Genomic DNA, 23,897 nt, shown 5'->3' with positions numbered 1-23,897 from the left:
TCGCGAGCCCCCTCTGGAGCGCCATGACCCGGCCGTCCGCCACCGATCCCGCGGAGCCCCCCGAAGTCGACACCGCCGCCGCCTCCCGGCACCGCCTCGCGGTGCCCGTGCTCGCGTTCTGCGGGGTGGTCGTCGCCCTCATGCAGACCCTCGTGGTGCCGCTGCTGCCGCACATACCCGAGCTGACCGGCAGCACCCCGGGGGCCGCGGGCTGGCTGGTCACCGTGACCCTGCTCACCGGCGCCGTGTTCACCCCCGTCCTGGGACGGGTCGGGGACCTGTTCGGCAAGCGCCGGGTGCTGATGCTCTCCCTGGTGGTGCTCACCGCCGGTTCGGTGCTCTGCGCCGTCACCTCGCACATCGGAGTGCTGATTACCGGCCGGGCCTTGCAGGGCGCGGCCCTGGCGGTGATCCCGCTCGGCATCAGCATCATCCGCGACGAGGTGCCGGCCGAGCGGGTGCTGTCCTCGATCGCGTTGATGAGCTCCACCCTGGGCATCGGCGCGGCGGTGGGCCTGCCGGTGGCCGCGCTGGTGGTGCAGCACTTCGACTGGCACACCATGTTCTGGGCCTCGGCCGGGCTCGGCCTGCTGGACCTCGTGCTGGTGGCCCGCTGCGTGCCGGCGGGCACGGTGCGCGCGGGCGGACGACTGGACCTGCTCGGCGGGCTGGGACTGGCCCTGACCCTGGTCGGGCTGCTGTTGTCGATCACCCAGGGACCGGTGTGGGGCTGGGGCTCCGCCCGCACCCTCGGGCTGCTGGTCGGATCCCTCGTGCTCGGTCTGCTGTGGGGGCGCTACGAGCTGCGGACGGACGCGCCGATGGTGGACCTGCGGGTCTCGGCCCGGCCCGCCGTGCTGTTGGCGAACCTGGCGGCGCTGCTGATCGGGTTCGCGTTCTACGCGAACTCGCTGGTCACCGCCCAACTGGTGCAGGAGCCGACCTGGACGGGTTACGGGCTGGGCGCCTCGCTGGTGGTCAGCGGGCTGTGCATGCTGCCGGGCGGGGTCGCGATGGTGGCGCTCTCACCCGTGTCGGCCCGGATCTCCGCCCGCTTCGGGCCGCGCGCCACCCTGGGACTGGCCGCCGCGGTGATGGCGGTGGGCTACGGGGTGCGGTTCTTCACCAGCCACAGCCTCGGCATGATCGTGGCCGGGGCCACCGTGGTCGCCGCCGGGACGGCCCTGGCCTACTCGGCCCTGCCGGCCCTGGTGATGAGCGCGGTGCCGGTCACCGAGACCGGGGCCGCGAACGGGCTGAACACCCTGATGCGGTCGGTGGGGCAGGCCGCGTGCAGCACGGTGGTCGTGGTGGTGCTCTCCCGGGTCACCTTCACCTCGGGCGGCCGGACGGCGCCGACCCTGGGCGCGTACCTGACGGTGTTCGTGTGCGCCGGGGTGGCGGCCGTCGGAGCCTTGGTGATCGCCGCGTTCCTGCCCGCCGGTCGGGGTGGGGTCGGCCGGCCGCGCGCGAAGGGAGGTACGGTCGCGGTGCCGTCCTCCGTCGTCGCCGTCCGGGAGAGTTCGTGACCGTCCCCGCACCTCCCGCGTCCCCCGGCACCGGTCGGGACGCGATCCAGCGCGCGGCCCGGCGGGCCTTCGCGATGCGCCCGTACGCGGAGGTGACGCTGCGCGGGATCGCGGCGGCGGCCGGGGTGAGCCCGTCGTTGATCGTGAAGCGGTTCGGGAGCAAGGAGCGGCTGTTCCACACCGTGGCCGACTTCGGGCCGGCCGCCGAGGAGCTGGTGGGGGCCGATCCGGCGGTGCTGGGCCGGCACCTGGTGCTGACCCTGGTGCGGCTGCGGGCCGAGTTCGCCGGGGACCCCCTGCTGCGGGTGGTGTTCGCGCTGGTCGGCGACGACGAGAGGGTGCTGCTGCGGGAGCGGTTCCGGGAGCAGGTGACGGGGCGGATCGCGGGGCTGCTCACCGGGCCGGACGCGCGGCTGCGCGCGGAGCTGGTGGCCGGGGCCCTGCTGGGCCTGGGGGCCACGCTGAGCCTGCACCGGGACGGCGGGGCCTCCTCGACGACCTCGCCCGAGCACCTGGCCGACCTGTACGGGCCGGTGCTCCAGGCGCTCGTGGACGGGCCCCGCACCAGCCGCTGAACCGGCCGGATCCGGGCGCCAACGGGCGTGTGGGGCACGGGAGTCGAGGGGGTCGGGACGGGACTTGCGCCCGGATTCGCCCTCGTTCGTGTACCGGACACATTCCTGTGACACCGCCGTCGTTGATTCCCCCGACCAGGCCGCATAGCGTCGAAGGGCAGGCGACGCCCGACGTGGGCGCGCCGCGATCCGGGTGAGGGGGTGGGCGTGGTGCGCGCATCGCGGGCGGACGTCCTCGACTTCCCGGTGGCCGTGCCGCGTCCGGCGCCGGCCCTGCGTCCGGTGCGGGTGGTGTGGCTGCACTCGCGGCCCCACATCGACCTGCAGCGCGTCGCCGCCTGCCTGTGTCGTTCCTGATCGAGGTCCCCTCGCCCGGCCGTCGCCCCGACCGCCGGCGGCTCCCCGCACCGTTCAGGAAGGCCCCCTCGCCGTGTCCCACTCCCCCGAGTCCCTCGACTCCCCCGGTTCCGTCAACGCCCCGCTGCGGCTCGCCGTGGCCCTGGACGGGGCCGGTCGGCACCCGGCGGCCTGGCGGGTTCCCGGTGCCCGGCCCGCCGAGCTGTTCACCCCCCGGTACTGGGTGGACCTCGCGGTGGAGGCGGAGCGGGGGCTGCTGGACTTCGTGACCTTCGAGGACTCCCTGGCCTGGCAGTCGGCCGAGGCCGACGGTCTGGACGGGGACCCTGGACGGGTCCGGGGCCGGCTGGACGCGCTGCTGACGGCGGCCCGCGTGGCCCCGGCCACCCGGCACCTCGGGCTGGTGCCGGTGGTGACCGCCACCCACACCGAACCCTTCCACGTCTCCAAGGCGGTGGCCACCCTGGACCACGTCTCCGCGGGCCGGGCCGGACTGTGGGTGCGCTGGACCGGGCGGGCCGACGAGGTCGCGCACGTGGGCCGGCGCTCCCCCGGGGAGGCCCCGGGCCGGCTGACCACCGAGGCCGCCGACCACGTCGAGGTGGTGCGCCGGTTGTGGGACAGCTGGGAGGACGACGCGGAGATCCGTGACGTGGCCACCGGCCGGTTCGTGGACCGCGAGCGCCTGCACTACGTGGACTTCGCGGGCCAGTGGTTCGCGGTGCGCGGCCCCTCGATCACCCCGCGCCCGCCGCAGGGGCAGCCGGTGGTGGCGGTGGGGGTGACGGCCGCCGAGCACAGCCACACGCTGGCGGCGCGGGCCGCGGACCTGGCGTTCGTCTCCCCGGTGGACACCTCTTCGACGCGGGCGGCGGTGCACCGGCTGCGGGCGGCCCGCTCCGAGGTCGGCCGACGCGCCGAACCCCTGGGGATCTTCGGCGAGTTGACGGTGTTCCTCGCCGATTCGGCGGGGGCCGCGCGGGACCGGCTGGCCCGGTTGGACGAGCTGGCCGGCAGCGCGTTCACCACCGGTGACGCGGGGCCCGGCGTGCTGCCGCGCGAGGCGGCGGGCGTGGTGGAGGACACCGACGGCTTCGGTGGCGGTCGGGCCGCGGTCTTCACGGGCACCCCGACGGAGCTGGCCGATCTGCTGGTGTCCTGGCGACGGGCCGGGCTCGGCGGGTTCCGGCTGCGGCCGGGCGTGCTGGCCGAGGACCTGCCGGCGATCACCCGCGGCCTGGTGCCCGAACTGCGGGCGCGCGGGGTGTTCCGGTCGGCCTACGAGGCCGACTCGCTGCGCGGACTGCTGGGGCTGGAGCGGCCGGCGAACCGGTACGCGACCGCCCGCTGAGCCGGCCCCGCGCCCCGTCCCGCCCGTTCGCCTTCCGCTTCCGCTTCCGTTTCCGGGCGCGCCCCTTCGGCCGCGCGCCCGCCGTCTTCGCCCGAGGACTCCCCATGAGCAAGCCGCTCAAGCAGATTCATCTCGCCGCCCACTTCCCCGGCGTCAACAACACCACGGTGTGGAGCGACCCGCGCGCCGGCAGCCACATCGACTTCGACTCCTTCGTCCACTTCGCGCGGACCGCCGAGCGCGCCAAGTTCGACTTCCTGTTCCTCGCCGAGGGCCTGCGGCTGCGGGAGCGGGCCGGGCGGATCCACGACCTGGACGTGGTGGGCCGGCCGGACACGTTCACGGTGCTGGCGGCGCTCGCCGGGGTGACCGAGCGCCTCGGGCTGACCGGCACCATCAACTCGACGTTCAACGAACCGTACGAGGTGGCCCGGCAGTTCGCGTCCCTGGACCACCTCTCCGAGGGGCGGGCCGCGTGGAACGTGGTGACCTCCTGGGACGCGTTCACCGGCGAGAACTTCCGGCGCGGCGGGTATCTGCCGGAGGACCGCCGCTACGAGCGGGCCCGGGACTTCCTGGCCACCGCGCACGAGCTCTTCGACTCCTGGTCCCCCGACGCGGTGCTCGCCGACCCGGTCACGGGCCGTTTCCTGCGGGACGCGGCGGCCGGCGCGTTCACGCACCGCAGCGAGGAGTTCGAGATCGAGGGCCGGTTCAACGTGCCGCGCGGTCCGCAGGGCCGGCCGGTGATCTTCCAGGCCGGGGACTCCGACCAGGGCCGGGAGTTCGCGGCGGCCGAGGCCGACGCGATCTTCAGCCGGCACGGGACCCTGGAGGCGGGCCGTGCCTTCCACGCCGACGTCAAGGGCCGGCTGGCCCGGTACGGGCGGCGGCCGGAGGAGCTGCTGATCCTGCCGGCGGCCACCTTCGTGCTCGGGGACACCGACGCCGAGGCCGAGGAACTGGCCTTCCAGGTGCGTCGGGCCCAGGTGAGCGGGGCCACCGCGCTGGCCCACCTGGAGCACGTGTGGAACCGCGACCTGTCGGCGTACGACCCTGACGGTCCGCTGCCGGAGATCGACCCGCTGCCCGGGGAGAACACCGTGGCCAAGGGGCAGGCCAGCGTACGCATGTTCCGCGACCCCCTGGCCGTGGCCGCCCAGTGGCGGGCGCTGGCCGAGGAGAAGAAGCTGTCGATCCGCGAGCTGGTCATCGAGATCGGTTCCCGGCAGACCTTCGTGGGATCGGCGGCCACGATCGCGGACCAGATCGACACGCTGGTGCAGGCCGACGCCGCCGACGGGTTCATCCTCGTGCCGCACCTGACCCCGGGCGGGCTCGACGCCTTCGCCGACACCGTGGTGCCGCTGCTCCAGGAGCGTGGGGTGTTCCGCACCGAGTACACCGGCACCACCCTGCGCGAGCACCTGGGCCTGAGCGTCCCGGAGCGGGGCACGCGCCGCGCGCCGGGCACCGTCCCCGCCGACGCCGCCCGCTGATCCCTCCCCCGTTCGCCCCGGGGTCCCCCTCCCCCGGCACTCCCCCCTCGCACGTCCCCACGCACCATCCTCACGAAAGGGGTCCGGCCATGCCCGCCGTCCCGCTCGGGGTCCTGGACCTCGTCCCGATCACCACCGGTTCGAACGCCGCCGAGGCGCTGCGCCGCAGCGTGGACCTGGCGCGGCGCGCCGAGGCCGCCGGCTACACCCGGTACTGGTTCGCCGAACACCACCTCAACCCCGGGGTCGCCGGCACCTCGCCGGCCGTGGTGATCGCCCTGACCGCCGCCGCGACCACCCGGATCCGGCTCGGTTCGGGCGCGGTGCAGATGGGCCACCGCACCGCCCTGTCCACGGTCGAGGAGTTCGGGCTGATCGACGCCCTGCACCCGGGCCGGCTGGACCTGGGCCTGGGCCGGTCCGCCGGTCGTCCGCCGACGCGGGAGCGGGCCGGGGCGGTGACGAGCACCGGCGAGCGCGTCGCGGCCGTCGACGCCGAGCCGGAGCCCACCGTGACCACCCCGGAGGTAGTGGACGGGTACACGGCCAACGGGCTGCGGATACCCGAGGTGTTCTCCTTCGCGCACCTGCTGGGCTCGCCCCGGTTCGCCGCCCTGCACCGGCTGCTCACCCAGCCGGGCGCGGAGCAGCAGGAGTACGCGGAGCAGGTCGCGGACGTGCTGGCGCTGCTCGCCGGCTCCTACGTGTCCAGCGAGGGCGTGCCGCTGCGGGTGGTGCCGGGCGAGGGGGCCTCGTTGCAGGTCTGGGTGCTGGGCAGCAGCGCCGGGGTCAGCGCGGAGGTCGCGGGCCTGCACGGACTGCCGTTCGCGGCGAACTACCACGTCAGTCCTGCGACGGTGCTGGAGGCGGTGGCCGCGTACCGGGCCGCGTTCAAGCCCTCGGAGGAGCGGGACCGGCCGTACGTGACGGTGTCGGCGGACGTGGTGGTCGCGGAGACCGCGGAGCGGGCGCGCGAGTTGGCGGCCGGGTACGGGCCCTGGGTGCGGTCCATCCGGACCGGGGCGGGCGCGATCGAGTACCCGACGCCGGCCGAGGCGGCGGAGTTGGAGGCCGCGTGGGCGCCCGCCGACCACGCGATCGTGGCGGACCGGATCGAGACCCGGTTCGTGGGCACGGCGGCGTCGGTGGCCGATGACCTGGAGCGGCTGCGGGAGGCCACGGAGGCCGACGAGCTGCTGGTGACGACGGTGACGCACGATCACGAGGCGCGGGCGCGCTCGTACGAACTGCTCGCCGAGGAGTGGCGGCGCCGCGCGGGCGACTGAGCCCCCGCGGGACCCCCACCGGTCGACGGCGTCAGGCCGACCCGAGTTTTCCCGAGAAATGTTTGCAAAAGTTCTTGGGGAATCTCGCGGGTCGGCCTACCGTCGTTGCCCATGACCCTCGAACCGCCCACCCGGCGGGTCCTCGACCCCGCCCGTGACGCCGACGCCGTCAAAGCGCTCACCCATCCGCTGCGGATCCGCCTGCTGGGCCTGCTGCGCCAGAACGGGCCGGCCACCGCCAGCGAACTCGCGGTGGCCACCGGCGAGTCCTCCGCCTCCACCAGCTACCACCTGCGGGTGTTGGCGCGGCACGGGTTCGTGGTCGAGGCCGAGCACCGGGACGCGCGCGAACGGCGCTGGCGCTCGGTGCACGAGCTCACCTCGTGGGACGACGCGCAGATGACCGACGGGCCCGGCGGGCGCGCCTTCCTCGACGTGATGCAGCGGGCCCAGGTGGAGCACCTGGAACGCTCCTTGGGCCGGCACGCGGCCGATCTGCGCGAGGGGGCACTGGATCCCGCGTGGGCGGGTGCGGCGGGCGTCGGGGACTGGCTGGTGCGGCTGACCCCCGAGTCCCTGGCCGAGTTGTGGGAGCACCTGGAGGCGAAGGTGTTGGAGCTGCGGGCCCGGGACGCGGCCGATCCGCGGGCCCGGGACGTGGCCGTGCTGATGGCGGGCCTGCCGTTCGCGGACCGGAGCGGGGCCGACGGGGCGAACGGGGCGAACGGGACGGGCGGGACGGGCGGGGACGCGCGCTCCGGGGGCACGGCGTGAGCGCGGCCGGCGAGGTCGACGGCGCCGCGTTGGCGCGGGCCCGCCGGCGGTACGCGAGCGCCTGCGCCCTCCAGTGGCTGCCGGTCGCGGCGCTGGCGACCCCGCTGGTGCTGCTGCTCACCTCGCGCGGCCTGTCCCTGCCCGCGATCACCGGGACGCTGGCGGTGTACTCGCTGGTCACGGCCCTGCTGGAGCTGCCGACCGGCGGGCTGTCCGATCTGTTCGGCCGGCGGGCCGTCGTGATCGCCTCGGGGCTGCTGTACGCGGCCTGCGCCGGTCTGTTGGCCGCGTTCGAGGGCCGGGCGGTGCTCGTGGCGGCGATGGTGCTGATGGGCGCCGGCCGGGCCCTGTCGAGCGGGCCGCTGGAGGCGTGGTGGGCCGACACGGTGGAGCGGCTCGGCGGCGGCCCGGAGCGCATGCGGGAGGGGCTGGCGCGGGGCGGGGTGGCGGGTTCGCTGGGGCTGGCGGCCGGCACCGCGCTGGGCGGCGTGCTGCCCTGGGCCCTGGACCGGGCGCCGGCGGCGCGGGAGGCGATCGCGCCGCTGACCCCGCTGGCCGCGCCGGTGGTCCTGGCGGTGGCCGCGCACCTGCTCTTCTGCCTCTTCGCCACCGTGGCCCTGCGGGAGCCGGCGCCCGCCCCAGCGCCCGCCCCGGAGCGCGCCGGCGGGGCGCGCCGGGCCTCCCTGACCGGCACCCTGCGGGCCGGGCTGTGGCTGGCGGGCCGGGACGCGGTGCTGCGGCGGGTGCTGATCGGGGCGGTCGGGGCCGGCGGGGCCCTGGCCACCATGGAGCTGCTGACCCCCGGCCGGGCCGCGTCGGTGGTGGGTTCGGCCGAGACGGGCGCGCTGCTGTTCGCGGGACTGTCCTGCGCCGGGTTCCTGAGCAACGCCCTCGGCAACCGGCTCGCCCCGGCCCTGGCCCGCCGGTGCGGGGACGGGGCGCGGGCGGCCCGGTTCGGGCTGTCGGCCGGCGCCCTGGGCGTGCTCGCCCTCGCGGTCGGCGCGACGGGCGGGGGGACGGGCGCCCGGGTGCTCTCCGTGCTCGGGTTCGTCCTCGTGTACCTGGGGCTGGGGGCCGCCGCGCCGAACGAGAACGAGCTGTTGCACCGGCGGGCGGCGGGGTCGGGGGCGCGGGCCACGGCCCTGTCGGTGCAGTCCCTGGCGCTCCAGCTCGCGGGCGCCGGGTGCGGACTGCTGCTCGGGGCGCTGCCGGCGGGGGCGTGGCCCTGGCTGCCGGCCGCCGCGCTGCTCTTCGGGGCGGCGCTGAGCTGGGGTTCCCGGTCCCTCGGCGAGGTGGTCGAGGAGAGTCGGAAGCCGGTGTCCGGGGGCGCGGGGGTGGGGGTCGCGCGGGCGGATTGACCCGTCCGGGTGAGGGTCACGGGATTTGGCCGAACTTCGCGCGTCAAAGATAGGTGCCTGAGGCATGTAATGGGTGCGGCGGCGCGGCCCCGCGCCGCGTACTCCTCCTGCGAGGTCACCGATGACGCAGACCGAGACCCTTTCGTACCCCCAGGACCGCACCTGCCCCTACCACCCGCCGACCGGCTACGAACCCCTGCGGGAGGAGCGCCCGTTGTCGCGGGCGAGCCTCTTCGACGGGCGTGAGGTGTGGGTGGTGACCGGACACGCCGTCGCGCGCGCCCTGCTCTCCGACGGGCGACTGTCCACGGACCGCACCAAGCCCGGATTCCCCTTCCCCACCGCCCGGTTCAAGGGCCTGGTGACGCCGAACCCGGCCCTGCTGGGCGTGGACGACCCGGTGCACAACACCCAACGCCGCATGCTCATCCCGAGCTTCGGGGTGAAGCGGATCGCCGCGCTGCGGCCCCGGGTGCAGGAGACCGTGGACCGACTGATCGACGCGATGGTCGCGGGCGGCGACCGGGCCGAACTGGTCGGGGCCTTCGCGCTGCCGGTGCCCTCCATCGTGATCTGCGCCCTCCTCGGAGTGCCTTACGCCGACCACGAGTTCTTCGAGGAGCAGTCCCGGCGGCTGCTGCGCGGGCCCGCCCTCTCCGACGTGCAGGAGGCCCGCGCGCGGCTCGACGACTACCTGACCGGGCTGATCGCCGCCAAGCGCGTCGAACCCGGCGACGGGCTGCTCGACGAGTTGATCGCGCAGCGGCTGGAGCCCGGTGAGATCGACGTGCCGGAGCTGGTCGCGCTGGCCACCATCCTGCTGATCGCCGGTCACGAGACCACCGCCAACATGATCTCGTTGGGCACCTTCACCCTGCTCCGCCACCCCGAGCGCCTCGCCGAACTGCGGGAGCGCCCGGAGCTGATGAGCGAGGTGGTGGAGGAACTCATGCGGTTCCTGTCCATCGCGGACGGGATCCTGCGGGTCGCGACGCAGGACGTGGAGGTGGCCGGCACGGTGATCCGGGCCGGGGAGGGCGTGGTCTTCCCCGCCTCGGTCATCAACCGGGACGAGAGCGTGTACCCCCGGCCGGACGAACTCGACTTCCACCGGCCGACCCGGCACCACGTCGCGTTCGGTTTCGGCATCCACCAGTGCCTGGGGCAGAACCTGGCGCGGGCCGAGATGGAGATCGCGCTGACCACCCTGTTCGCGCGGCTCCCGGGCCTGCGCCTGGACGCCCCGCCGGAGGAGATCCCGTTCAAACCCGGGGACACCGTCCAGGGCATGCTGGCGCTGCCGGTGCGGTGGTGACCGGCATGCCGCGACACGAGGAACAGCGGGCCGACGGCGGGCTCGTGGAGATCTCCTTCGTCACCGACCGGTGCATCGGGGCCGGTCAGTGCGCGCTGACCGCGCCCGCCGTCTTCACCCAGGACGACGACGGGTTCGGCGCGCTGCTGCCCGACCCGGTGAGCGGGGACGGGCCGAGGGCGGCCGGGCCCTTGGTGCGCGAGGCGGCCCGGGCCTGCCCGGTGTCGGCCATCACCGTCCGACCCGCCTGAGCGGACCCCGCGACCGAACCCCTCCTGCCGAACTCCGCTCCTCGGCGGGCCGATCGGCGCGCGGACCGGCGTCACGCTGACGCGCTCCTCACCCGGCCGGGTGCCCCGTCTCACTCCCCCGTGCGACGGGGCCCCGGGCCGGGCCGGGGCGGACGGCAGGGTGGGGCCCATGCACCCGCAGTCCTCCTCCCCTCCGCCCGCCCGCCGTCGCCCGACCGCGCGCCCGGGCGTCCGCCGCGCCCTCGGCTCCGCCCTGCTGCCGGCCGTGCTGACGGCGCTGCTCGCCGGCTGTGTCAGCGTCGGACCGCACCGGTCCGCGCCGGCCGCTCCCGACCCGGCGGGCGCCGCCCGCCCCCTGCCGCCGGTCGGCCCCGCCGCCCCCGGCCCGCGCACGGCGCCGAGCCCGCCGGCGGTGCTCCCCCTGGGCGGGCTGCCCGTGCCCGCCCCGTCGAGCGCCGGCCCCGAGCCCGAGCCGCCGCGGGCCGCCGAGGCCGCCGCCGCGCCGCGCCGGGAGCGGGCCCCCTCGGGCTCCGGTTCACGTTCCGGTCCCTGGCGCGCGCCCCGCGCCGGCGGGACCCGGCCGGTCGCCGAACCCCGGGTACCCACCCCGCGCCCGGTCGGCCGACCGGTCCGGCCCGGCCGCCCGACCTCCGGGGACGCCGCGCGCGAGATGGTCCGACTGTGCCGGGCCGCCGACGGGCGAGTGTCCCCCGCCGTCGTGGACCTGTGCCGGGGCCACTGGGGCGGTTGACGGACGGGCCGGGCCGAGCCGGCGACGGGGCCGGGCTGCCGGCAAAAGCGGTGGCCCGGCCGCCGGGCGGCTTCCTACAGTGGGGCCGCCCGCCCCCGGCCGAACAGGATCGCCATGCGCACCCCCTACCCCCGCACCCCCCATCTGCCCTGGTCCCCGGGGGCGAGCGGGGACGACCTGCGGGTGGTCGACCTCGACGGCCTGCGGGGTCGGGAGGTGGTGGTCACCGAGAAGTTCGACGGGGAGAACACCACCCTGTACCGGGACGGGTGCCACGCCCGCTCCGTCGACTCCGGCCCGCACCCCTCGCGCGCCTGGGTGAAGGCCCTCACCGCCCGGGTCGGGGGGCGAATTCCGGCCGGCACCCGGATCTGCGGGGAGAACCTGCACGCGCGGCACTCGCTGCCGTACGAGGACCTGGAGAGCTGGTTCCTCGCCTTCTCCGTGTGGGCGGGGGAACGCTGCCTGGGCTGGGACGAGACCGTGCGCCTGACCCACCGGCTCGGGCTGCCCGCGGTCCCGGTGCTGTGGCGCGGGGTCTTCGACGAACGGGCCCTGCGCCGGCTGCGGGTGGACCCGGCACGGCAGGAGGGCTACGTGGTGCGGGTCGTCGAGGGCTTCGACCGCGCGGAGTTCGGCCGGCGGGTCGCGAAATGGGTGCGGCCACACCACGTCACCACCGACACCCACTGGATGTACGCGCCCGTGGTCCCCAACGGACTGGGCCCCGCCGCCGCGTTGTGGGCGGTGCGGTCGGGGGCCGCGCCGGATCCCGGGGCTCTGCGGGCCGCCGTGCTGCCCGCCGACCCGGGCCCCGCGCCTGAGCCCGGCCCGTGTTCCGGCCCGGCGCCTGATTCCGTTTCGGGTTCCGGATCGCAGAGCGTGCGGCGGCTCGCGGAGGTGACGGGGCGGCTGGACGCGGCGGACCGGTTCGGGGACGCGCGGCTGACCGGCGTGCTGGCCCACCTGCTGGCCGGGCACCGGCCCGCCGCGCTCGGTGTGCTCGCCGCGCCCGCCCTCGGGCCCCGGCAGGCCCGGGTGCTGGCCGATCTGGTCTCCGTGGCCCCGCTGTTGACCCGGCCGTTCCCGGACGCCGAACGGCGCGCGGGGCTGGCCGGGCTCGGGGCCTCGGTGGACCTCGCGGTGGCCCACGCGGTGGCCGCCGCCGGGGCGCGGGACGCGGCGGAGGCGGAGGCGGTGGACTGGTCGGGGCTGCACGCGCAGGAGGCCGGTCTGTGGGGCGAGGACCCGTGGGCGGAGCTGCGCGACGGGGTGCGGGCCGGGCTGGACGCGGCCGGGGTGCTCGACCCGTGGGCCCGCGACCTGTGCTGGGCGCGGGCCCGGGAGAACTGGGCCCGGGGCACGGCGGTGTCGCCGGCCGAGGCCCTGGCCGCGACCTGGGCGGTGCGCGCGGGCGGATTCCCGCGCCTGCTCCAGTTGGTGGGCCCCTCGGGCAGCGGGAAGAGCACGTTCGCGTCCGGGCTGCCGGGCCCGGTGACGGTGGTCTCGCCCGACGGGATCCGGGGCGAGCGCGGTGACCGGGCCGATCAGGGGGACAACGCGCGGGTGCTGGCGCTGGCCCTGGACCGGCTGGACGCGGCGCTGACCGAGGGGGGTGAGGGGCGCACGGTGGTGTGGGACGCCACGGGGCTGACCGCGCGGCAGCGGTCCGGCCCGGTGACGGTGGCACGCCGGCGCGGGGCGCTGGTGACGCAGGTCGCGTTCGCCTTGCCGGCCGCCGAACGGGCCCGCCGCAACGCGGCGCGGCCGCACGCGGTGCCGGCGGAGGTGCTGACCCGTCAGGAGCGCCGGTTCGAGCCTCCGCGACCGGGCGCGGCGCACCGGGTGTGGTGGGTGGGGGCGCGGGGCACGGTCGTGGACCGGGTCGGGACACTGGAGGAGTTCGGGAACGCGGGTACGGGAACGGGAGCGGGGATCGCGTGATGCGCACGAGCGAAGAGGTCTACCACCGGATCCGGTGGGACGCCCGGCTGGATCAGGGCCGGTTCGTCTTCGGGGTGGCGCAGCGCGGGGCGGAGCCCGAGCGGGTGCCGTTCGCGCGGTTCGTGCCGGGCGGGGACGTGCCCTGGCACCGGGTGCTGTTCGTGGAGGCGGACGGGGTCGTGGTCTGGGACCGGGCGAGCGGGGTGGACACGGTGGGGGCCGAGGGTCCCGGACGGGTGCGTGCGGAGCGGGCGCTGGCCGCGCCGTTCTTCGCGCCCCGCGTGCCGCACCGGTGGGATCCGGCGGCGGGCGAGTGGGCCCCGGCCGTGCCGGATCCCGCCCCGGTGGCGGGCGGGTCGGGCGGGTCGGGCGGGTCGCTGCGGGTGTTGACGTGGAACACGCTGTGGGACCGGTACGACGCCGAGCTGATCTCGACGGCGCGGCGCCGGGCCCTGCTGCCGGCCGCGCTGGCCGCCTCCGGGGCCGACGTGATCGCCCTGCAAGAGGTGGAGGAGCCGCTGTGGCGGGCCCTGTTGGCGGAGCCCTGGCTGCGCGCGGGGTGGACGGTCTCGGACGGCCCCCGGGGTCGGGAGGTGTCGGACACGGGGCTGGCCGTGCTCAGTCGGGTGCCGATCACGGAGGTCGGGACGCACTCGTTGGGCCGGCACAAGGCGGTGCTCGGGGTGCGCCTGGCCGCGCCCTCGGGCCCGTGGACGGTGCTCTGCACGCACTTGAGCAGTGATCACACCCAGGGCGGCGGGGAGGTGCGGGCGGTACAGCTGGGCCGGATCGCGCAGGGCCTGGCCGGGCTGGACCCGGCGGTGCCGGCGCTGGTCGTGGGCGATTTCAACGACGGACGGATCGGGGCCGAGGGACCCGCCGGGGTGCTGGGGGTGGCGGACGCCTGGTCCCGCCGTCACGGGCCCGAGGACCTCACGCCGACCTTCGATCCGGGGGTGAACCCGCTGGCGGCCGTGGGCTCCTTGACGGGCCAGGCGGGCCGGATCGACCGGGTGCTGCTGCGCGGGGACCGGGCGCGGGTGCTCGCGGCGCGGCGGTACGGGGACCGGCCGGCGACCCCGGACGGATTGTTCCTCTCGGACCACTTCGGGGTCCTCGTCGATCTGGCCGCGGACCCGGAGGCGGGCGGCGACGGGCCCCGGGACCCGGCGGTCGCCGGGTGGACCGCGCGGCCCACGACCGCCGAGGCGCCCGACGACGAGGCCGAGCGGGCGGTGGACGAGCGGGTGACGGCGCTGGTGCGGGCGGCGTTGGGGCCGGGGTCCGTGCTGGAGGTCGTGGGCTCGCGCCGCTGGGGGTGCGCGCTGCCGGGCGCGGACCTGGACCTGGTGGGGGTGCCCGGCGATCCGGCCCTGAGCCCGGGCACCATCGCGGAGCGGCTGCGGGCGTCGGGGCCCGAGGTGTCGCGGGTGCGGGAGGTGGTGGGGGCGCGGGTGCCGGGGCTGCGACTGCGGTGCGCGGGCCGCGCGGTGGACCTGGTGGTGGCGACGGTGCCGGGGGCGCCGGCGGCGCGGGCCCTGGCGCGGCGGGCCGAGGGCGGTGCGGCGACGGCCGCCGCCCTGGGCGCCGTCGACGACGCGGTGGCGGTCACGACGGCGGTGACGGAGGCGGGGGTCGCCGAGGAGTTCCGGGCCCTGGCCCGCACGGTGAAGGGGTGGGCCCGGGCCCGGGGGCTGGACGGGGCGCCGTTCGGTGGGCTGCCGGGGATCGCGTGGACGGTGCTGGCGGCGCACACGGCGCTGCGGCTGGGCCCGGGGGTGTCCCGGGAGCATGCCTGGACGGAGTTCTTCGGCCAGTGGGCGGTCTGGGACTGGGGGCTGCGGGTGGGGGCGCCCGGGGCCCCGGGCGGGCCGGCGGCGGGGCCGGCGCGGGCCGGGGACGGGGCGATGGCGGTGCTGACGCCGACGGCGCCCGTGCGCTCGACCGGCGACCGGGTCACCCCGGCGGGCCGGGAGGCGATCACGGAGGAGCTGTACCGGGCGTGGGAGGCCGCGGCGGGCGGGGCGGGGCCGGAGCGCTGGGCCGGCCCGCCGCCGCTGTACCGGCGGCACGCGGCCTGGGCCCTGGTCACGGTCGCGGGCGAGGACGCGGAGGGGGTCGCGGACCGGTTGCGGGGGCGGATGTGGGCGCTGCGATCGGCGCTGGAGGAGGCCGGGCACGGGGACGCGCACCCGTGGCCGCGACCCTGCGCGGTCGGGCCGGGCCGGGTGCGGTACGCGGTGGGGCTCGGGTCCCGGCCGCCGGGCGAGGCTGCGCTGGCGGCCCTGGCCCTGGACCCGCTGCGGGGGCTGCCGGGGGTCTCGGTGCGGTGGGTGGCGGGGGCCGGGATGGAGGCGGCGTACCGTCTCGGCCCCTGATCCGGCGGGGGCCGTGGGGCCGGGTCGAAGGGCCCGGGACGTGATTCGTGCCACGCCGGGGGCCGAAGGGCCCGTGCGGCGGGGGGTGCGCGGGACCTCGGCGTCCCGGCGGGTCCGCGACGGTATTAGCGTGTCCCGTATGACATCCAGCACCGAGCCTCGCCGCACCGACATGGTCGAGTCCCTGATGAGCCGCTTCCCGCAGGTCCCTCGGGAGGCGGTGATCAAGGAGGACCTGTTGCGGGGCGGGATCGCGTTCGACGAGTCCGCGCTGAGCGACAACGAGTCCGGTGAGGTCAAGCCGAAGTCGTACTTCATCTTCTCCTTCGACCACCGCACCCTGCCGGAGCTGGGCGAGGCCGCGCTGCGCCGGCCGCCGGAGGAGATCGTGCTCACCGGCGGTCCCTACGACCTGCGGCGCACGGTGGTGTCGGTGCGCGTGAACCCCTCGTCCCCGTACCGGGTCGCGGCCGGGGACGACGGGATGCTCGGCCTGTGGTTGGACGGCGCGCGGATCGCGGACGTGGGCGTGCCGCCGATGCCCGAGTACTACAAGCACACCCTGTCGAACGGGAAGTCCGTGATGGAGGTGGCGCCGACGATCCAGTGGGGCTACCTGATCTACCTGACGGTCTTCCGGGTCTGCCAGTACTTCGGCGCCAAGGAGGAGTGCCAGTACTGCGACATCAACCACAACTGGCGCCAGCACAAGGCCGCCGGGCGTCCCTACACCGGGGTGAAGCCGGTGGAGGAGGTGCTGGAGGCGCTGGAGATCATCGACAAGTACGACACCTCGAAGTCCTCCAAGGCGTACACCCTGACCGGCGGGGCGATCACCTCGAAGGTCGCGGGCAAGGACGAGGCCGATTTCTACGGCCAGTACGCCAAGGCCATCGAGGAGCGCTTCCCGGGCCGTTGGACGGGCAAGGTGGTGGCGCAGGCGCTGCCCAAGGAGGACGTGCAGCGCTTCCACGACTACGGCGTGCGGATCTACCACCCGAACTACGAGGTGTGGGACCGGCGGCTGTTCGAGCTGTACTGCCCCGGCAAGGAGCGCTACGTGGGGCGCGACGAGTGGCACCGCCGGATCCTGGACTCGGCGGAGATCTTCGGGCCGCGCAACGTGATCCCGAACTTCGTGGCGGGCGTGGAGATGGCCGAGCCCTTCGGGTTCACCGAGGTCGGCGAGGCCATCGACTCCACGGTGGAGGGCCTGCACTACTTCATGTCCCGGGGCATCACCCCCCGGTTCACGACCTGGTGCCCGGAGCCGACCACCCCGCTGGGCAAGGCGAACCCGCAGGGCGCGCCGCTGGAGTACCACATCCGGCTGCTGGAGGCGTACGCGGCGACGATGGCCGAGTACGGGCTCAGCTCCCCTCCCGGGTACGGGCCGGCCGGTCCGGGTCGGGCGGTGTTCTCGGTGAGTTCGTTCATGGACAGCCTGCCCGCGCAGGACGAGCACTGAGCGGTCCGGCCCGGCGCGGTGCGGCGGGCCGGTGAGCGGGGAACGGGGCGGGTCCGACATCGGGCCCGCCCCGTTCCCGTGTCCGGGGCGCGCGGTCAGTGCGCGCCGAGCAGGGTCAGGAGCCGGTCGGCGGCGCGTTCGGCGGTGTCGGGCGGGTTGCGGGCGATGGCGCCGGGGTCGGTGAGGTAGGCCACGAGCCAGAGGACGGCCACGAGGCGGCGCAGGTGGCGCAGCCGGGCGGCCTCGGGGGCGGCCGGCGCCAGGTGGGCCAGGAGCAGTTCGGCGTCGAAGCGGGTGTCGACCCAGGCCGAGGGGTGTTCGCACATCGTGGCCAGTTCGAAGGCCCGGTCGCAGCGGCCGGAGTCCTCGAAGTCGACGAGGCGGACGCGTTCGCCGTCCCAGAGGTGGTTGGCGAGGTTGCCGTCGGCGAGGCCGAGGACGGGCACGAGGGCCCGGGTGCCGGAGTGTTCGGCGAGGCTCTCGCGGGCGACGAGGACGCGTGCCTCGGCCAGGGCCCGGCGGGCGAGCGGGCCGGGGCCCTCGGGGGTGGGCGGGAGCGCGGGGTCGAGGGCGGGGTGGTCGAGGCCGGCGCGGGCCCGGGCGTCGAGCCGGGCGGCGTGCCAGGCGGCCTCGGGTTGACGGGCGAGGGCGGCGGCCGGGACGGCGGTGTGGACGGCGCGCAGGGTGTCGGCGAGGGCCTCGACGGCCTCGGGGGGCACGTCGGTGCCGCGCAGCGGGGTGCCGGGGAGGCGTTCCATGGTGATGCGCGGGGGCCGCAGGTCGAGTCGGGCGGCGAGCGGCCGGGGGGCGTGGCCGGGGGCGTGGTGGGCCAGCAGGGTCAGGGAGCGCCATTCGCGACGGGCCTCGCCCCGGTCCCAGGAGGCGTAGGTCTTGACGACGGTGTCCGCGTGGAAGTCCAGGGTGTGCGTCCGTCCCGAGCGCGGGGGCGGGGGCTGTTCGGGGCCGGACTGTTCGGGGCCGGGGTGATCGGGTCGGGGGCGGGGGGCGGGCGGGGCGGGTCCGGCGGGTTCGGCGGCCTGGGTGGAGGCGGCGGCGGGCCGGCCCTCGTGGAGGTCGTTCACGGGTCAATCCTGACCCCCCGGGGGCCCGGGAGGGGGGCGACCGGGCCGTCCTGCGAGGATGCGGTGATCGGTGAATCGGACGAGGGGGTTGGTCGTGGCGGAGTCGGCTCGGAAGGTGACGGTGGTCACCGGCGGTGGTCGGGGCATCGGGGCGGCGGTGTGCCGGCGGCTCGCGGCGGACGGGCACGACCTGGCGCTCACGTGGGTGAGCGACGGGGCGGCGGCCGAGTCGGTGGCGGCCGAGGTGCGGGCGAGCGGAGTGCGCTGCCTGACGGTGCGTGCGGACACCTCGGTGCCCGAGGACGTGGAGGAGCTCTTCGACCGGGCGGTGGCGGAGCTGGGGCCGTTGACCGGATTGGTGAACAACGCGGGGGTGACGGGGCCGCTCGGCCGGTTGACGGCGACGCGGGTCGAGGACCTGCGCCGGGTGGTCGACGTCAACCTGTTGGGGACGCTGCTGTGTTGCCGGCGGGCCGCCCTGGAGTTCGGGGCCGGGGGGCGGGGCGGGGCGATCGTGAACCTGTCCTCGGGCGCGGCGACCCTGGGCAGTCCGGGCGAGTTCGTGCACTACGCGGCGTCGAAGGCGGCCGTGGACACGCTGACGATGGGCCTGGCGAAGGAGTTGGGCCCGGAGGGGGTGCGGGTGAACGCGGTGGCGCCGGGGCTGGTGGACACCGACATGCACGCGGCGATGGGTGCGCCGGACCGGGCGGAGCGGATGGCCCCGGGGATTCCGCTGCGGCGGGCCGGGGAGCCCTCGGAGATCGCGGCGGCGGTGGCCTGGCTGCTGTCGGAGGAGTCCTCGTACACGACGGGGGCGGTGCTGCGGGTGGCCGGCGGGCGGTGACGGTGCGCCCGCCGGCGCGTCGACCGGCGCGTCAGCCTCCGGTGAGGGCGGCGCGGGTCGTGGGCCCGTAGACGCCGTAGGGGTCCCCGGTCAGGCCGCGGTCGCGTTGGAACTGCTCGACGCCGCGCCGGGTGTCCTCGTCGTACTCGCCGGTGCGCTCGACGTAGGTGAAGCCCTGGCCGTACAGCAGCCCTTGGAGACCGCGCACGGCGTCCCCGTCGTCGCCCGGGCGCAGGGTGCCCTCGGCGGTCGCGGTGCGGCCGGGGCGCGTCGGGGTGGGGCGGGCCTCGGGGGTCGCCGACGGGGTGGGCTCCGCGGAGGCGGAGGCGGAGGCGGATGCGGGGGCGGACCGGCTCGGGGTGGGGGTCGCGCTCCGGGTGGGCGTCGGGGAGCTGGGGGCGCCGGAGTCCCGGGTCGAGGGGGTGTCCTCGGGTGCGGGGGCGGCGCCTTGGAGCACGGGCACGGACACGGCGGGCCGGGGTCCGGCGCCGGCCGGTGCGGGGTCCTCGTCGAGGAAGAGCACGGCGAGGGTGCCGCCGGCGAGGACGGCGAGGGCGCCGAGGAGGAGCAGCGGGGCGCGCAGGCCGCGTTCGCGTTCGGCGCGGCGGGACGGGGGCGCGGGCTCGGTCGGGGGCCCGGTCTCGACGGCGGTCCGGGACGCGCTGTGCCCGCGGCGGGGCGCGGGCGGGGGCGGGACGCGGTGTTCGGGTTCGGGGGCCGGGGGGCCGATCGGATCGGGGACGTAGGGACGGACGAGGAGGCCCTCGTCCTGGTCCGGGGGGTGTTCGGGGTCTGGGTTCACCTTGGGCTCCGGTGCGGGGGCAGGACACGGGGGCGGGGGCCGCCGCCGGCTTCACGCCGACGCCGACCCCCCGCTCACCGTGGTGCGGTCAGGCCCTGCGGCGGCGTGCGACGACGACCATGCCCGCGCCGACGGCGAGGACGACGGCGCCGCCGATCGCGATCGGGCCGGTCATGCCGGCGCCGGTGTTGGCGAGGTCGCCGCCCGGCGTGGACGCCGAGGGGCTCGGGGCGGTGCCCGGGGTGGACGCCGAACCGGAGGGGGTCACGGACGGGGTGGTGGAGGCCGAGGGGGTCGCGGACGCGCTGCCGGACGGGGTGGTCGAGGGCGCGGGCGAGGAGGTGCTCGGCGAGGGCTTGTCGCTCGGCTTGTCGCTGGGCTTGCCGGGCTTCTCCGGCAGGCAGCCGGCGAAGGGGTAGTGGTGGGTCTCGGCGCCGCCGGAGCCCACGAGGGACCTGGCGATGACCGAGCCGTTCACGGGGCCGCCGGAGCCCAGTCGGAAGTCGGCCTTGGGGGCGAGGATGCTGCCCGGCCACGCGTTGGGGCTGTTCTTGACGATGCTGGTGGCCTCGGGGAAGTTCCACAGCAGCTTCGCGCGGATCTTGCCGTCGGCGGCGCTGGCCAGTTTGTCGTCGTTGACGTACTTGCCGGTGGCGTTGTCGTACAGGAAGAAGCCGTAGGTGCCGGCCTTCGCCTGGTCGTAGGTCGTGCCGGTGACGCTGACCACGGTGACGGCGCCGGTGGGCACCTTGACGCGGACTTCCTTGGCCTTGGCGAGTTCGGCGGCCGGGACGACGAAGTCGTTGCGCGTGGCGTCGGTGCCGGTGAACTCCAGGACGTTGCCGGTGAGCTTCCAGGAGGCCCCGGCGGACTGGGCGCCGGCCAGGGCGGTGGAGGCGGCGCGCAGCTTGGCGAACTCGGCCGTGAAGTCGATCGGGGACGGGCCCTTGACGACCTTGGCGGTCTTGTCGTGCGGGTCGATGGTGCCGCTGAGGGTGCCGCCGTACACGGCGTTGCCCTTCATCAGCTGCACGGTGCCCTTGACGTCGCCGCCGACGACCAGGGTGTTGCCGCCGGGGAGGGCGGTGACCTGGGCGGGGCTGAGTTCGTTGGCGACGCTGAAGCCGCCGGTGAAGTCGGCGTTGCCGCCGACCGCGACCGCGCCTTCGGCGTCGGGGGTGTGCTTGAGGTCCTTCTCGATGAACTCGCCGTAGCCGTTGGCGATGCCCAGGGGCGAGACGCAGGACGTGGGAGCGGGGGTGGCCAGCGCGGCGGGGGCGGCGATGGCACCGAGGGCGAGGGAGCCGCCGAGCGCCGCCGTGAGGGCGAACGCGGTGCGGACGGGTATGGACATGACAGCTATCTCCGAGTGGTGCAGGTCATGCTGTTGTACGTGATCGGCGCACTCTTTCGCCCGAAGAACATCCCGGTCAAGCCGGATGCCCGAAGGGCACCTTTTGATGCGTCAGGTCCTGTTTGTTCTGGCCTGAGTTGCCATCCGATACGCCCGAAATCGCTGCCCCGTACGGGTGTTGAACGCGTGATTGCGACGATTCGCCCGAGTTCTGGCCATATCCGGCGAGTCGGGACCTCTCGGGCCCGCCGGGGTCCGACGACCGGGTACGAAAGCGCAACGCCGTCACCCCCAAGCGTGACGAACGTCCCCGCCCCGGCGCCGGTGTGCGGCATGGTGGGGGCATGCCGTCCCGCCGGGCCCTGTCCCTGCCGCTCTCCCTCGTGACCCTGATGGCCGGGGTCGGCGCCGTCGCGTGCGGCGCCGGGCCCACCGGAGCGGGCGCCGGCCCCGCCCCCGGACTCGATCCGGACCAGCCCGCGGGCGACCCCTCCGCCGTGCACAGCACGCTCCCGCCGGAGCCGCCCCGGGGCCCCACCACCCACGCGGCCGCGCCCCCGCCCGCGCGAACGCCCGGGGGCGCGGGCGGGTCCGAGCCGCGACCGCGCCCCGAGGGCCCCGACCGACGTCCGCCGGCGCTCGCGGCGGACCCGTCGGCGCGACCACGTCCGCAGCCGGCGCGGACCCCTGCCGACCACTCCGCCGATCCCGCCGACGGGCCGGTCGCCCCCGACGCGGCCACCTCGGAGCGCCCGTCACCGCACCCCTCCGTCCGCCCGGTCGCCCGGCCCCCGATCGCGGGGGCCCGACCGCAGCGCCGACCGCGCCCGGGCGCCGGACCCCACCGGCCGCACGCACGGGGCGCCGCCGGCTCCGGGGCCTCCGGAGCCGCGAGCCCCGCCGGCGCCGAGGGCGGCGGGCCACCGGCGCCCGGGAACCCGGAGGAGGGCTGCGCCTCCGACCGGCCCGCGCTGCCGCCCACCGTGTTCGACCTGTGCCTGCGACCGACCGAGACCGACCGATGACGACGAAAGGGGTGCCCGTGGCCGGATGGCTGCCGCCCCGCGAGTACGTGGCCACCCTGCCGGCCACGACCTTCTACGCCTGCCTGTACTTCACCGACGAGCGGGGCCGGCCCCTGCAACTGCGGTCGGTGTCGGAGGTGGAGCCCTGGCAGTTCCCGGGCGGGAACGCCGACCACGGCGAGACCCCGTGGCGGACGGCCGTGCGGGAGTGCGCCGAGGAGACCGGGATCCGGGTGACGGGCCCGCCCACGCGACTCCTGCTCGCCCATCACGTAGCCCCCCGGGGCGATGCCTGGCCCGCGCACCACATCGGGTTCGTCTTCGACGGCGGGGTGCTGAGCGAGGCGCGCCTGGCCGCCCTGCGGCTGGATCCGGCCGAGCACACCGAGGCGCGGGTGCTGTCCGCGCGGGAGTGGGAGCCGCTGATGCCGCCGGCGGGCTTCGCGCGGCTGCGGGCGGTGGACGGGGCCCGGCGCACGGGGATCACCGCGTACCTGGAGGACTGAGCGCGGTCAGGGGCGCAGGCGCAGCAGCGGGGCCTCGGGGCGGTCGGCCGCGCCGAGCAGGTCGAGGAGCAGATCGCGCTCGGCCGGTTCCAGGCCCAGCTCCTCCACGACCAGGCGTCGGGTGACGCACGCGATCCCGGCGGCCCGCGGGCCGGCCTCCCAGGCCGCGTACCGGGCCGTCAGGGCCCCGGCGTCGGGGGCGCGCGCCGGTGCGGGCGCGGGGGGCAGTCCCTCGCCGCGCGCGGCCCGCTCGCGTTCGCGGGCGACCTCGGAGAACCCGCAGACCTTCTCCGAGACGGCCTCGGCCCCGGGGAGGTCGACGGGGTCGGCGTCGAGGAGGGCGCGGGCCAGCGGGTTGAGCGCGAGGGCCGCGTCGAGGGGCAGCCGGTGCACGCCGGCGCTCGCCGCGTCGAGGTCGACGGGGGCGGGGGCGTCGCGGGTGCCGCAGCGGGCCCGCAGGCCCCGGGCGGCGGCGACCAGCAGGGCGCTCGCCTCGGAGGGGTGCCAGGCGAACAGCGGCAGCAGGGCGGCGGTGTGTTCGGCGGTCAGGCGCAGCGCGGCCGGGCCGAGCCGGGGCAGCAGTTCCGCGCGCGGGACCTCGTTGTCCAGGGCCGGGCCGGCCACGTACACGTCGGTGGGCAGGCCGGTGCGGCGGGCGGCGGCCAGGACCAGGGCGTCGCCCAAGGGGCTGCGCAGGGTGGGTTCGTCGCCCCGGGCGAGGATGTCGCCGCCCACGTCCACGACGTCGATCCGCTCCGCGCCGCACCATTCGGCGGCGGCCCGCAGCGTGTCGGTGAGGCCGGCCACCCCCTGGTGGGGGTCGAGGAGGCCGAGGGCGCAGGGCAGTTCGCCCGAGAGCCGGGGCAGCAGGGAACCGGCCGGGGCGACGGGTCGGGTGTCGGGGGTGAACAGCAGGACGCCGGGGGCGGGTTCGCGGAGTCCGGTGAAGTCGGCGCGGCCGCGCGGGCCGGGCACGGGGTCGACGACCAGGCGTTCCCAGGCCCAGGTCAGGACGAGGGTCGGCGTGTCGGGCCCGTACAGGGCGTGGGCGAGGGCGGCGGCGGTGAGGGCGTCCCCGCCGCCGCCCGCCGCGACGAGCAGTCGCCGGGGGCGTTCGGGGGTGGACGGGGCAGGGGTGTGCCGATCGGCAGCGTGGGTGGCAGGACGCATGGGGGACACGGCTATCACCGGGTGCGCGGGTTCCACCAGAGGTGCCCCGCGGAACCGGAACGGTTGAAACCGGGACCATTTCGGGCTCTTCGACGTCGGATTCCGGGCCTGCGCGGAAACTCCGTACGAACCTCTGATTTCCCGGGGTGATTCCGTCGAATTCGGCGCTCGTGCCGTCTTCCACCGGGCCCCTAGTGTGGCGCGCTGTCACCCCGCCGACCGCGCTCGTCCGCACCGGCGGGAGGGCCTCCTGCGCCGCTCCGTGAAGACCCGAA

At 76.5% G+C, this 23,897-nt stretch carries 21 protein-coding genes; 17 read left to right on the top strand and 4 right to left on the bottom strand.

Annotated features, from left to right (window positions below; translation table 11 throughout):
- Nucleotides 1–23 precede the first annotated feature (23 nt).
- The 14 genes from ACN20G_RS26025 to ACN20G_RS25960 all read left to right on the top strand — a co-directional run bounded on the left by ACN20G_RS26025 (nucleotide 24) and on the right by ACN20G_RS25960 (nucleotide 16,836).
- Entirely contained in the window at nucleotides 24–1,529 is a 1,506-nt protein-coding gene (locus ACN20G_RS26025) for an MFS transporter (protein WP_424215246.1), read from the top strand.
- Nucleotides 1,526–2,104 carry a TetR family transcriptional regulator gene (locus ACN20G_RS26020; RefSeq protein WP_424215245.1) on the top strand — a complete coding sequence of 193 codons (579 nt, stop codon included), beginning with the start codon at nucleotides 1,526–1,528 and terminating at the stop codon, nucleotides 2,102–2,104. The genes ACN20G_RS26025 and ACN20G_RS26020 overlap by 4 nt, the downstream gene beginning before the upstream one ends.
- A gap of 207 nt (nucleotides 2,105–2,311) precedes the next feature.
- Nucleotides 2,312–2,461 (top strand): putative leader peptide, encoded by a 150-nt coding sequence (locus tag ACN20G_RS26015; protein ID WP_424215244.1) that lies wholly within the window; start codon nucleotides 2,312–2,314, stop codon nucleotides 2,459–2,461.
- 73 nt (nucleotides 2,462–2,534) lie between these two features.
- Nucleotides 2,535–3,812: an LLM class flavin-dependent oxidoreductase gene (locus ACN20G_RS26010; RefSeq protein WP_424215243.1), complete on the top strand. Its 1,278-nt coding sequence runs from the start codon at nucleotides 2,535–2,537 to the stop codon at nucleotides 3,810–3,812.
- A 104-nt stretch (nucleotides 3,813–3,916) separates the two neighbouring features.
- A complete protein-coding gene (locus tag ACN20G_RS26005; protein ID WP_424215242.1) occupies nucleotides 3,917–5,311 on the top strand; it encodes an NtaA/DmoA family FMN-dependent monooxygenase in 1,395 nt (464 codons plus the stop codon).
- Between the two features lie 89 nt (nucleotides 5,312–5,400).
- Nucleotides 5,401–6,597, top strand: a complete 1,197-nt coding sequence (locus ACN20G_RS26000; RefSeq protein ID WP_424215241.1) for an LLM class flavin-dependent oxidoreductase — start codon at nucleotides 5,401–5,403, stop codon at nucleotides 6,595–6,597.
- 111 nt (nucleotides 6,598–6,708) lie between these two features.
- Nucleotides 6,709–7,371, top strand: coding sequence for a helix-turn-helix domain-containing protein (locus ACN20G_RS25995; protein WP_424215240.1), 663 nt, complete (start codon nucleotides 6,709–6,711; stop codon nucleotides 7,369–7,371).
- A complete protein-coding gene (locus tag ACN20G_RS25990; RefSeq protein ID WP_424215239.1) occupies nucleotides 7,368–8,729 on the top strand; it encodes an MFS transporter in 1,362 nt (453 codons plus the stop codon). The genes ACN20G_RS25995 and ACN20G_RS25990 overlap by 4 nt, the downstream gene beginning before the upstream one ends.
- Nucleotides 8,730–8,850: 121 nt before the next feature.
- A complete protein-coding gene (locus ACN20G_RS25985; protein WP_424215238.1) occupies nucleotides 8,851–10,044 on the top strand; it encodes a cytochrome P450 in 1,194 nt (397 codons plus the stop codon).
- Between the two features lie 5 nt (nucleotides 10,045–10,049).
- Complete coding sequence (locus ACN20G_RS25980; protein ID WP_424215237.1) at nucleotides 10,050–10,295, top strand: ferredoxin; 246 nt, start codon at nucleotides 10,050–10,052, stop codon at nucleotides 10,293–10,295.
- Nucleotides 10,296–10,464: 169 nt separating this feature from the next.
- Nucleotides 10,465–11,046, top strand: a complete 582-nt coding sequence (locus tag ACN20G_RS25975) for a hypothetical protein (RefSeq protein ID WP_424215236.1) — start codon at nucleotides 10,465–10,467, stop codon at nucleotides 11,044–11,046.
- Between the two features lie 114 nt (nucleotides 11,047–11,160).
- Nucleotides 11,161–12,990, top strand: coding sequence for an RNA ligase family protein (locus ACN20G_RS25970; RefSeq protein WP_424215235.1), 1,830 nt, complete (start codon nucleotides 11,161–11,163; stop codon nucleotides 12,988–12,990).
- Nucleotides 12,990–15,368, top strand: coding sequence for an RNA repair domain-containing protein (locus ACN20G_RS25965; RefSeq protein WP_424215234.1), 2,379 nt, complete (start codon nucleotides 12,990–12,992; stop codon nucleotides 15,366–15,368). The genes ACN20G_RS25970 and ACN20G_RS25965 overlap by 1 nt, the downstream gene beginning before the upstream one ends.
- Nucleotides 15,369–15,507: 139 nt before the next feature.
- Nucleotides 15,508–16,836: a radical SAM protein gene (locus ACN20G_RS25960; protein ID WP_424215233.1), complete on the top strand. Its 1,329-nt coding sequence runs from the start codon at nucleotides 15,508–15,510 to the stop codon at nucleotides 16,834–16,836.
- A gap of 95 nt (nucleotides 16,837–16,931) precedes the next feature.
- On the opposite strand, the gene ACN20G_RS25955 is transcribed toward ACN20G_RS25960, so the two are convergent.
- Entirely contained in the window at nucleotides 16,932–17,918 is a 987-nt protein-coding gene (locus ACN20G_RS25955) for an aminoglycoside phosphotransferase family protein (protein WP_424215232.1), read from the bottom strand.
- A gap of 94 nt (nucleotides 17,919–18,012) precedes the next feature.
- Between ACN20G_RS25955 and ACN20G_RS25950 the strand changes: the two genes are divergently transcribed.
- Nucleotides 18,013–18,765, top strand: coding sequence for an SDR family NAD(P)-dependent oxidoreductase (locus tag ACN20G_RS25950; protein WP_424215231.1), 753 nt, complete (start codon nucleotides 18,013–18,015; stop codon nucleotides 18,763–18,765).
- A 31-nt stretch (nucleotides 18,766–18,796) separates the two neighbouring features.
- On the opposite strand, the gene ACN20G_RS25945 is transcribed toward ACN20G_RS25950, so the two are convergent.
- Both ACN20G_RS25945 and ACN20G_RS25940 read right to left on the bottom strand, forming a co-directional pair.
- Complete coding sequence (locus ACN20G_RS25945) at nucleotides 18,797–19,567, bottom strand: peptidoglycan-binding protein (RefSeq protein ID WP_424215230.1); 771 nt, start codon at nucleotides 19,565–19,567, stop codon at nucleotides 18,797–18,799.
- A gap of 88 nt (nucleotides 19,568–19,655) precedes the next feature.
- The gene (locus ACN20G_RS25940) at nucleotides 19,656–20,921 is read right to left on the bottom strand and encodes a choice-of-anchor A family protein (RefSeq protein ID WP_424215229.1); all 1,266 of its coding nucleotides are present in this window, start codon (nucleotides 20,919–20,921) and stop codon (nucleotides 19,656–19,658) included.
- 344 nt (nucleotides 20,922–21,265) lie between these two features.
- Here ACN20G_RS25940 and ACN20G_RS25935 point away from each other — a divergent pair, with 344 nt between their 5' ends.
- Both ACN20G_RS25935 and ACN20G_RS25930 read left to right on the top strand, forming a co-directional pair.
- Nucleotides 21,266–21,946, top strand: a complete 681-nt coding sequence (locus ACN20G_RS25935; protein WP_424215228.1) for a hypothetical protein — start codon at nucleotides 21,266–21,268, stop codon at nucleotides 21,944–21,946.
- A complete protein-coding gene (locus ACN20G_RS25930) occupies nucleotides 21,943–22,452 on the top strand; it encodes an NUDIX domain-containing protein (RefSeq protein ID WP_424215227.1) in 510 nt (169 codons plus the stop codon). The genes ACN20G_RS25935 and ACN20G_RS25930 overlap by 4 nt, the downstream gene beginning before the upstream one ends.
- A gap of 6 nt (nucleotides 22,453–22,458) precedes the next feature.
- On the opposite strand, the gene ACN20G_RS25925 is transcribed toward ACN20G_RS25930, so the two are convergent.
- Nucleotides 22,459–23,622 (bottom strand): DUF1152 domain-containing protein, encoded by a 1,164-nt coding sequence (locus ACN20G_RS25925; protein ID WP_424215226.1) that lies wholly within the window; start codon nucleotides 23,620–23,622, stop codon nucleotides 22,459–22,461.
- Nucleotides 23,623–23,897: the final 275 nt, after the last annotated feature.

Origin of the sequence: Streptomyces dryopteridis, from assembly GCF_049606955.1 — a bacterium.
Taxonomy (GTDB): Bacteria; Actinomycetota; Actinomycetes; order Streptomycetales; family Streptomycetaceae; genus Streptomyces.
The sequence above is the reverse complement of the archived record's forward strand: the minus strand, read 5'-3'. Positions and strand labels throughout refer to the sequence as shown.